At 27.3% G+C, this 10,347-nt stretch carries 13 protein-coding genes; 2 read left to right on the top strand and 11 right to left on the bottom strand.

The features are described 5' to 3' along the window. A partial coding sequence (locus NR218_RS12015; protein ID WP_265883424.1) for an aldehyde dehydrogenase family protein occupies positions 1-166 on the top strand: 166 nt, incomplete at its 5' end. 588 nt (positions 167-754) lie between these two features. Here the strand turns inward: NR218_RS12015 and NR218_RS12010 are convergent. The 3 genes from NR218_RS12010 to blaR1 form a co-directional block, all read right to left on the bottom strand. After that, on the bottom strand, positions 755-1,333 hold the full coding sequence (locus tag NR218_RS12010) for a recombinase family protein (protein WP_037559009.1): 579 nt from the start codon (positions 1,331-1,333) through the stop codon (positions 755-757). A gap of 263 nt (positions 1,334-1,596) precedes the next feature. After that, positions 1,597-1,977, bottom strand: a complete 381-nt coding sequence (blaI, locus tag NR218_RS12005) for a penicillinase repressor BlaI (RefSeq protein ID WP_001284656.1) — start codon at positions 1,975-1,977, stop codon at positions 1,597-1,599. After that, positions 1,967-3,724: a beta-lactam sensor/signal transducer BlaR1 gene (blaR1, locus tag NR218_RS12000; RefSeq protein ID WP_032604370.1), complete on the bottom strand. Its 1,758-nt coding sequence runs from the start codon at positions 3,722-3,724 to the stop codon at positions 1,967-1,969. Before blaR1 ends, blaI begins: the two co-directional genes overlap by 11 nt. Before the next feature lie 106 nt (positions 3,725-3,830). Here blaR1 and blaZ point away from each other — a divergent pair, with 106 nt between their 5' ends. Then, entirely contained in the window at positions 3,831-4,676 is an 846-nt protein-coding gene (blaZ, locus tag NR218_RS11995; protein WP_002440508.1) for a penicillin-hydrolyzing class A beta-lactamase BlaZ, read from the top strand. A gap of 358 nt (positions 4,677-5,034) precedes the next feature. Here blaZ and NR218_RS11990 read toward each other — a convergent pair whose 3' ends face one another. From NR218_RS11990 to NR218_RS11955, 8 genes are all read right to left on the bottom strand, one after another. Further along, positions 5,035-5,637 carry a hypothetical protein gene (locus tag NR218_RS11990; RefSeq protein WP_011276850.1) on the bottom strand — a complete coding sequence of 201 codons (603 nt, stop codon included), beginning with the start codon at positions 5,635-5,637 and terminating at the stop codon, positions 5,035-5,037. A gap of 245 nt (positions 5,638-5,882) precedes the next feature. Further along, positions 5,883-6,542: a nucleotidyltransferase gene (locus NR218_RS11985; protein WP_193626752.1), complete on the bottom strand. Its 660-nt coding sequence runs from the start codon at positions 6,540-6,542 to the stop codon at positions 5,883-5,885. A gap of 193 nt (positions 6,543-6,735) precedes the next feature. After that, a complete protein-coding gene (locus NR218_RS11980; RefSeq protein ID WP_011276848.1) occupies positions 6,736-6,831 on the bottom strand; it encodes a type I toxin-antitoxin system Fst family toxin in 96 nt (31 codons plus the stop codon). A 194-nt stretch (positions 6,832-7,025) separates the two neighbouring features. Then, positions 7,026-7,172, bottom strand: a complete 147-nt coding sequence (locus NR218_RS11975; RefSeq protein ID WP_000668388.1) for a hypothetical protein — start codon at positions 7,170-7,172, stop codon at positions 7,026-7,028. Positions 7,173-7,339: 167 nt separating this feature from the next. Continuing rightward, positions 7,340-7,600 carry a hypothetical protein gene (locus tag NR218_RS11970; RefSeq protein WP_011276847.1) on the bottom strand — a complete coding sequence of 87 codons (261 nt, stop codon included), beginning with the start codon at positions 7,598-7,600 and terminating at the stop codon, positions 7,340-7,342. 138 nt (positions 7,601-7,738) lie between these two features. Next, positions 7,739-8,122, bottom strand: a complete 384-nt coding sequence (locus NR218_RS11965; RefSeq protein ID WP_011276846.1) for an effector binding domain-containing protein — start codon at positions 8,120-8,122, stop codon at positions 7,739-7,741. Positions 8,123-8,361: 239 nt separating this feature from the next. Beyond that, positions 8,362-8,892, bottom strand: a complete 531-nt coding sequence (locus NR218_RS11960; RefSeq protein ID WP_011276845.1) for a GNAT family N-acetyltransferase — start codon at positions 8,890-8,892, stop codon at positions 8,362-8,364. Positions 8,893-9,496: 604 nt separating this feature from the next. Next, complete coding sequence (locus NR218_RS11955; protein ID WP_031886468.1) at positions 9,497-9,622, bottom strand: hypothetical protein; 126 nt, start codon at positions 9,620-9,622, stop codon at positions 9,497-9,499. Positions 9,623-10,347: the final 725 nt, after the last annotated feature.

Genomic DNA, 10,347 nt, shown 5'->3' with positions numbered 1-10,347 from the left:
TCGTATTTGGGTTAATACGTATAATCAAATTCCATCTGGTGCACCATTTGGTGGTTATAAAAAATCTGGTATCGGCCGTGAAGTTTATAAAGATGCAATTAAAAACTATCAACAAGTTAAAAACATCTTTATTGATACAAGTAATGAAACAAAAGGCTTATACTAATTAAAATATAATTAAATAGTTTAATAAATGTCTTGAAATGTCGACAAAAGTGTATACTTTGTCGACATTTTTTTATGAAGTATGATTAAGAAATAGAAAAGTATGACGGATTTTATTTTGAAGTTGTATAGTCTTTTCGATAACCTCAATCCCATTTATACGAAGATGTTCTGATGAAAATCTAAAGATTAAGATCTTCGAACTGAAATCAAAATTTAATATAAATTGTATTTTCAATTTAAGTATTGGTGGTTAATATATTATAAATACGTCTTTATATTTTAAGTTTGATGAAGTTTAAATACATTATATATTTTGAAAAGGGAAAATGATGAAACGTTTAAAATTTTTAGTTATTTATTTAATTATTACAATTATAGTAAGATGATGAAAATTTTAAAAGCTGAGCCAAAAATTGCTCAGCTTTCTTTTTATATATAAAATATCGTTTTAACAACAATACAAGATTTCTAGACGCTGAGAGAAGGCTTCATTTGCATCGAACAATATTGAAACAAGGTGTTTTTATATGTTAACGATATATATAATTATTTACTAGATTCTTTTTCATAAAATTGATTGGTTACTCTACTTGTGTTTATTCTCTTGTCTCTCTAATTTATTGAGGTAACGATAAATAGTTGTACGTGAAACTTTCCATTGCTCTGCAATAGTTTTAATTGGAGTTCCATTATCATAAAGTGTTTTGAGTAAAGTCAAATCTTGTTTATTTAATTTTTCGGGTCGACCTCCATAGCGTCCTCTAGCACGAGCTGCAATTCGCCCCGCTGAAGAACGTTCTAAAATTAAATTACGTTCAAATTCTGCAAATGCTGCGAATAAATGAAATAACAATTGTCCTGTAGAACTTGATTTATCCATTGTTATATTTTCTTCTAAACTATGAAAACTCACGCCTCGATTATTAAGTTCATTAACTAATGTGATTAAATCTGCCATGTTACGTCCTAGTCTATCTAGTCTCCAAACAACAATCGTATCTCCTGACCTCGCAAATTCAATGGCTCTATCTAAACCAGGACGTTTACTTTTTGCTCCACTTATGTGATCGCTAAATATTTTTTCACAACCATATTGATTTAATCGATCTTCCTGCAAATTCAAATTTTGCAAACCAGTTGAAACTCTTGCATAACCTATTTTCAAAATACGAACCTCCTATATGTATTTTCATTGTACCATAACTTAATTATAACCATATTTATGAACATAGATTTTATGTTGGGTTATTGAACACTAAAATATGTATACTAGCTATATATCTAGATATAAAAAGAGGGTGTACAGAAAATGGTTATTTTCTGTACACTCTCATCTTTAATAATATATTTTAAATGTTATTAACAAAACTAATTTAATAAGAGTCAAGCATAGTTTACATATGTATTATGTTTGAAACATATCTCTAATTACTTTTTACTAATATCATTTAAAATGTCTCGCAATTCTTCAATTTCTTTGTTATTTAATTCTTCATTTTTCGCAAAATTCAGCACTAAACTTTTCATGTCCCCTCCATACAGTTTATTAAGAAAGGTTTTAGCAGTTTTCATTTTAATATCGTCTTCTTTAATATTTGATGAGTAAAAATAAATATTCTCTGATTTGTATCGTTTTATAATCTCTTTTTTATATAGTCTTGTGATTAATGTTCTAATCGTTTTATCGCTAACTTCTTTATATTTTTGAATTTCAACTACAATTTCATTAGCTGATACTGATTTTTTACCCCATATTATATTCATAACATCCCATTCAGCCATAGATATTTCAACTTGCTTATTGGCCATTTAAAACACCCATTTCTTTTAATATTTTTTCACTGATTAATTCAGCATTTTTCCCAGATGGCTTTCCATCTGATAAATGTGTAGCAAAATAATACTTATCATGATTTGTAATTACGTAACCTACAAACCACCCATTATTATACTTCCCGTTTACTATACCTGTACCTGTTTTCCCATACAGTTCATACTTTTCATTTTTCTTAATCAATAATGAAGAAGATAATTGATTCTTTGCTTTTTTACTAAAATGGTTATTTTGTTCCATCATATTTTTAAAAACTATTACTTGTTCAAGATTAGATATTTTCAAACTATCTTCCATCCAATAGCTTTTATAACTTCCCAAATTTTTATTACCATAATTTAATTGCTTGAGTTGAGTCGCAGTATAGTTCTTTGGTATTTGATCGCTAATACGTTCGAAGTACCAATTAACTGAATTTTGCATTGCTGTATTTAAATTTTGTTCCTTATTCCAAGCATCAAAAGGGTAATGCTTATGATCCCATGACATACGTGAATTTTCATCATTTATAACATGTCGGTCAAGTCCAAACATAGCTAAATAAATTTTATAAGTTGAATTAGGAGAATACCTTTTTCTACTTTCTTTTTCGTTATAAATATAGTATTTGTCTTTCTTCATGCTGTACATGACGAAAGATCCACTATTTGAACCAAAAATTTTACTTTTATCTAAAATTTGGTAACCGTTGTGTAAGGGCTTTTTATAATTATAATCAGTTATGGATTGCCCCATCAAAAACTGGCTTTGAATTACCATGAGCAAAAAAGTAAAAATACAAATAAAAATTAGAATTAATTTGGACTGTTTTTTCAGATTGGCTTCTTTTATATTAATTAATCTTCTTTTGAGTAATGACTTTTTACCATTAAATGAATGGCTTAATATATTTTTATTAAAAAATGGAACATTTAATACGGAGTCCATAATAGATTCCGCATAAGTTTTAAATTCATTTTTGTTAATATTATTAAGGACAAATCTATCGGCTTCTACTTCATTGTCATGAATTATCTTTCTTTTTACAATATGTACTAATGGATTGTAACTCATAATAATAGAGAAGATATTAAAGATAATTAAATGTAAAGTATCTCTATTTTTAGCATGAGCATATTCATGCAATATTATATATTTTAGTCTTTTGTCAATTACACTTTTAAAATATGAACTAGGAATCAAAATAATATATTTCCCATACCAAAAAGTTATTGGAGATTGAATAGTCTCTGCTTTTCGAATCACAATATTTTTTTTATATTGATGGTTGAAAAGTATCGTATCTATTTTATTTTTTTCATTTTCGTTTAGATAAAGTGACTGTTTCTTTAAATATTTAAGATATAATAAGGCTTTCAAAAATTTAAAACTTAAAATAATAACTAAAACTATCCAAATAACTGTGCAAATATTATCAATTGAATCCCAATTAAACTTATGGATATCTGTTGTGAACTCTTGAATAGGTTTGGTGGTATTTATGTTATGGTTCAAGTCGTGTGACTTACTTTCAACTTTGGGCGCTTGATTATTCACATTATTAAATTTAAAAAAAGAGAATTTAATAGGAATGAAAGGAATTAATCCTGCAAGAAGAGTTAGATACCAAACTTTATAATTTAACATATAATTAAAATAGCGTTTTAATATGTACCTAAAAAATAATAACAATAGAAATATAAAACAAAAGCTTACTATGCTCATTATTAATAACTTAGCCATTTCAACACCTTCTTTCAAATATTTATAATAAACTATTGACACCGATATTACAATTGTAATATTATTGATTTATAAAAATTACAACTGTAATATCGGAGGGTTTATTTTGAAAAAGTTAATATTTTTAATTGTAATTGCTTTAGTTTTAAGTGCATGTAATTCAAACAGTTCACATGCCCAAGAGTTAAATGATTTAGAAAAAAAATATAATGCTCATATTGGTGTTTATGCTTTAGATACTAAAAGTGGTAAGGAAGTAAAATTTAATTCAGATAAGAGATTTGCCTATGCTTCGACTTCAAAAGCGATAAATAGTGCTATTTTGTTAGAACAAGTACCTTATAATAAGTTAAATAAAAAAGTACATATTAACAAAGATGATATAGTTGGTTATTCTCCTATTTTAGAAAAATATGTAGGAAAAGATATCACTTTAAAAGAACTTATTGAGGCTTCAATGACATATAGTGATAATACAGCAAACAATAAAATTATAAAAGAAATCGGTGGAATCAAAAAAGTTAAACAACATCTAAAAGAACTAGGAGATAAAGTAACAAATCCAGTTAGATATGAGACAGAATTAAATTACTATTCACCAAAGAGCAAAAAAGATACTTCAACGCCTGCTGCTTTCGGCAAGACTTTAAATAAACTTATCGCAAATGGAAAATTAAGCAAAAAAAATAAAAATTTCTTACTTGATTTAATGTTTAATAATAAAACCGGAGACACTTTAATTAAAGATGGTGTTCCAAAAGACTATAAGGTTGCTGATAAAAGTGGTCAAGCAATAACATATGCTTCTAGAAATGATGTTGCTTTTGTTTATCCTAAGGGCCAATCTGAACCTATTGTTTTAGTCATTTTTACGAATAAAGACAATAAAAGTGATAAGCCAAATGATAAGTTGATAAGTGAAACCGCCAAGAGTGTAATGAAGGAATTTTAATATTCTAAATGCATAATAAATACTGATAACATCTTATAGTTTGTATTATATTTTGTATTATCGTTGACATGTATAATTTTGATATCAAAAACTGATTTTCCCTCTATTATTTTCGAGATTTATTTTTTTAATTCTCTTTAACAAACTAGAAATATTGTATATACAAAAAACCATAAATAATAGATGAATAGTTTAATTATAGGTGTTCATCAATCGAAAAAGCAACGTATCTTATTTAAAGTGCGTTGCTTTTTTCTCATTTATAAGGTTAAATAATTCTCATATATCAAGCAAAGTGACAGTTACTATAAATTCAAGAACTTATTCTGTATGATTAGGGTGTACCTCTACAATACACTTATGATTCAATAACTTTTTTTAAATTTAGCTTACCCCAATTTTTATTATTAGAAGGATCATTAAAATAATTTCCTTCCATTGAATTTCCATTTATTTCCAAATTTGCATATCCTCTATGATTACTAGTTCCCATCTTATAATATTCTGGTTTTTTATCATTATAATAAGAATAATGTAACATAATTTCTTTACCTAAATTAACTTTTATTGAAGCTGTATCACTTGATGATTTAGAATGATTAAACTTTCCTTTAATACAAATTTTTGACCATGATTGTTCAATAATTAATATAACTGGGAGATTTTCTTTGAAATCATGGTAAGAAGATTGAAAATTACCTTTCCATTTTCCATTCAAATTTGGAATTTTAATTATCCCTAATTTATGAAGAATTTTCCATTTCCAAATAAATTTATCAAATAAAGAATATAAAATGCCAAAAATACTGATTGTTGTAATAGATATAGTAATCTCAATATAGGGAATTTTTTCTATCCATAAATTTATAATCATAGTTAAAACACTCGAAATAAAAATTGAGACTATAGATAAATAAAAGATGACTTTATTATTTTCTACATCAACACTGTACTCATGCATTATTTACCACTCATTCCAAAATTTATTTATTTCAAAAATAAATTTATCTGCATCTTCTTCATTCCACTGTTCTTGCGAAGAGGCAAACAAATTCATTTGCTCATTTTGACATATAAATGTTGAAAAAGAATCTTGATTTTTAGTTAACCAATTAAGAATATCTGCAACTCTATTAGAAGCATTATCAATACAAAAATATCGGTCTGGAACATTATATAATAAACTTTCTATAAAATAAGATGAAACTACTTTTTTTTGTAATTCTTTTTTTTAATTAATTGTTTTTTTATATTTTTAAATATTCTTATAGTAGGTTTATAGTAATTATTTGTTCTCTCATTTTTATCAACTCCAAAGACGTAGTGCTTTTTCGGATAATTAATGATACTCTCCCCTTTGTCAGTAGTAAAAAATTTAATTCCAGGAATATATTCTCTATCTTCTTCACTATTTCCAAAAGACAAGTAATTTCTATACTCAAAGCATGGTATAACATCAGCTTCATAGTCTTCTGTAAATATCTTTATTGATTTGTTACCAATTTCAACATTTGAACTTCCAAAAGCATATTGTAAAGTTTTTATTACATCATTTTTGAAATATCTCCAAGTGTAAGTTGCTTCATCAAATGTTTGGTTATATATTTTTCGTTCATAAGCTTCTAGTTTTGAAATATTGCTAAAAAAAGTAGCATTACTTTGAACAACAATATCTACATCACTACTCCCAAAGATATTCGTATTATTTCGGTAAGATCCTTGAAGATAGATATCAAGTTGATTTTTCCTCTTAATTTTCGATTCATTAGCAGTAAGTACTTTCTCTATTTTTTCTCTTAAATTTTTAGGTGCTTGTGTAGCACCTTTTTGAGACCAATAATCCAATTTTTTTGTAGGTATAGTCATAAATATCCTCCAACTTCTTTATTATTATAATTATAATATAATTATGAAACTAAAGTAGCTACTTAAAATAGAATTTTGCATTCCTCTACACTATGATGTTATAATGCACTTAACAAGGAATCCAGCATGGATACACCAATCCCCTCACTACCGCAAATAGTGAGGGGATTGGTGTAGGTGTGGCTATTGTCGCCTATTTGTCTTTGCGATTACGCAGCCAATGCGTAAATAACGCAATAATACAACCACTGATGACTGTGGTCGTGATGTGAACAAGGATTTCCAACATGAATAACACCTCCTCCCTACGTCAAATTGACGCCTGAGAGATAGGCGACTCCATTATTATACCATCTGCATCTTTTGAAGCATATGTACTTCCGATAAGTCATTTTATGTTATATATTTGCTTATTTTTATAGTATCAAGACAAGAAGAAACTCGTTTTCAACTCATTTCAAAAATCAAAATCGAAAACTAAAATTAACCCTCTTTATCGTCTTTTTCTAAACCAATAATCAATAAAACAAAAATAGACAAAAGCATAAATGGGAAAAATAAAGAAGTAGCTAAAAAACCTATAATCATAATTAAGTAAAACGAATCAATTTTATAATTCCCAAATTTCATACAAAAAACTCCTTTTGTTTTCTTTTCAAAAAATAAAATTGCTTTATTGACATTGAGCCTTGGAATCCTTAATAATCCCAAAACTTGTCGAATGGTCGGCATAAATGCGTCATTTAAAGTTAGTTAGTCATCTATACTCAATTTAAAAATTTCTTCTTTCTTCTCAGTTAATTCTTTAAATATAATCTTCGGTTTTTTTCAGAAAGCAATATGTCAAAAGCCTCATTATAGATAGCTTTCGCTTCTTTAGATTTAGATGTAGAAACCCTACTATAAATATTTCCTATCTCTTCAAGTAAACTCGCACTTTTTTTATAGTAAACTAAACCGTCTTTATTCGCTTCAAGTTCAACAAAACCATTTCTAATTCCATATTTTAAAGCATAATAAAGTAAAATAGCCGAAAATATTATATATATAAATATCAAATTAATACCTCCTTTTCTTAACAAACTTTATCACAAGGGCGCACTTATACGTTTGTTCCAAACGGTGCAAAACCATAATCGACCTTAGTCGATTTTTTATTTCAAAATCAAGACAAGAAGAAACTCGTTTCATAAAACCTAAAAAAGATGTATAACAACTGATCCATCTTCTTTATATTCTTCGCAATCAATATCATATCTTCTTTGAATTTTGTTCTCTTCTTCATCTTCCCAAATACGTTTCCATACGTTTACAATTTCATCTTTTCCAGAACACTTGTATTCAATACTATTAGCAAAGTCAACTTCGAAAAATTTATCTGCCGAAATATCTTCTGTACACAAAGCTAATGAATAATCACCTTTATAATCCGATTCATAATCATGATAAATTGCATATACTTTCCCTTTATAATCATCATTATTTTTATAAAAAGTATCCCACATCCCTAAAATTTTATTCATAATATCATCATCTTCAAAGTTATTTGTTCTAACAATTTCGTTAACGTACAGCTTCATAAAAAAACCCCTTTTCTTTTTAATTTACTAAAAACATTGCTTTATTCCAATTACTTTATTGACGTTGAGCCTCGGCACCCTTAACAATCCCAAAACTTGTCGAATGGTCGGCTTAATAGCTCACGCTATGCCGATATTCGTCTACAAGTTTAGTTAAGGGTTCTTCTCAACGTACAATAAATTTTCTCGGCATAAATGCGTGGTCTTTATCTATTCAGTCGATTTTAAAAATAAATTTTTCATTCAAAAAAAGCATCTGAATATTGAATTATCCTAGAAGTTTTATCCAAAGCATTTTTCTTTAATTCAATAGCCATTAAAAATTCGTCTGGTACTTCAAAAGGTGCTTGAATACACCAGTTAGAAGCTTTTTTAAACCCGAATTTCGGATAATACTCTGAGTGTCCCATCACTATAACCGAATCAAAATTAAGCTCTTCTGCTATTTCTAAAGATCTTTGTATTAAACTTTGGCCTACGCCTTTATTTTGATAATTAGGTAAAACAGAAATAGGCGCTAAAGCTAATGATTCTATAGATTTTTCACCTTTAACAATAAAAATTTTAGATAACAATATATGACCTATAATTTTATCTTTATGCAATGCTACTAAAGATAAATCTGGAATAAACTCATCAGAATTTCTCAAACTCGCAACTAATCTATGTTCACTCTGATCACTATACTCTTCATTAGCAAACGCTTCTTTTACAACTTCTTCTGTAATCTTATAATCTTCTTTTTTTTCTTTCCTAATAATAAAATTCATTCTGTCTCCTTATCCTAACTCTTATTTAAGTTACAAGATTTATAAAATATTTTTAACAAAATTTATCACAAGAATTTTTAAAATATAAAATACCCTTATTTGCAATTTTAAGATACTTTTTAGAACAAGTAGAGGTTGTTTTATATATTTTGTGCCCAAAACTATTTAATGACCCTTAAAACGAAAATATTAGCTAAATTTAAAAATCAGAAAAACAGACCTAAACTTTTTTACTTAACCATTGTCGTTTTTTTAGACACTGGCCCATCTACATGCAAATTAAAAATTGGCATAAAATCATTCAAAAAGTAGTTCTGATTTTTAGTTCTTGCAGAGACATTTTTCTTTTAAAACACCAAAATTTTGAATTGACTCCAAATTCTTTGTAAGAGCATAAGGGGAATTTGCCACCTTTTAAAAAGGTGGGTCTGTCGAAGCCAGACATTTCAAGGGTTACAACATTTTACATTAGGTGCCTAAAATTTGTTTTGTACCCAGAATGTACCCATATCATATTGTGTCTGTACCCAAAATGTCCCCGCCATTTTTAGCGTATTTTCAACAAAAAACGTTAACCTTTTCTAACGTTTAAGAAAATTTATTTTTATTTTTCTTCTTCAATTTCATCAATCACTTGATGATTAATTTCTTGTTTTTCACTTTCTGTTAAATCAAAAAGTTCACTCGTTAAATACTCTTTTTTATTCCAAATATAAAAATATACTGTCAAATCACCTTCTTTTAGAAAATGCAATTTGGCATGTTTTCCGTTCTATTTTATTTCTTTAGACAGTCTAAAATAAATAATACTTAGCTCTTTATTTCGAGTCACTTTTTAATAAAATTGAGCATAGAAACGTATAGAAATTGTTTTATTCTTTCTCTTTTTTTGAATTTAAAAATAAAGAATATGATCATTATTGAATTTGATATTGAGAAAAAAGTATTTAATCAATTTCAAAAAGTGAAACAAATGTATGAATTACTTAGATTACTCTTTTAGTGATTTTGTTGTTGAAATTAATACTAAAAGTAGGAGTCTTAAGAGTCTTTGGCTAAAAAAATTAAGACTCTTAAGAGTCTCGACGTCGCCTGAGGACTATGAAATCAACAAAAAAAGGAGTCTTCTGACAATTAAAAGTGGTCTTGTCATGATTGTAATGAGTCTGTAATATTAGTTAATTTTACACTAAATCTCAGTGATAATAGTATAGGCTATAAATATTGAAATAACAGTATTTATAACGATTTTTTGAGAGGACATGAGCAAAATGGCTAGTAGGATAATCCTTCAGCTATGCTGAATACCACCAAAGGTGGTACTGGATTTCCTTATGCTCATGTCAAATACTCTTTAAAAAGACTCTCATGTTTGTAATATTTCCAAAAACAAAACATTTCTGAAGACAAAAGTAGCTATTTTTTTCTTTACTTTTTACTTTATGTCCCGGACTC

Source organism: Staphylococcus sp. SUC_1.2 (assembly GCF_026222585.1).
The sequence above is the reverse complement of the archived record's forward strand: the minus strand, read 5'-3'. Positions and strand labels throughout refer to the sequence as shown.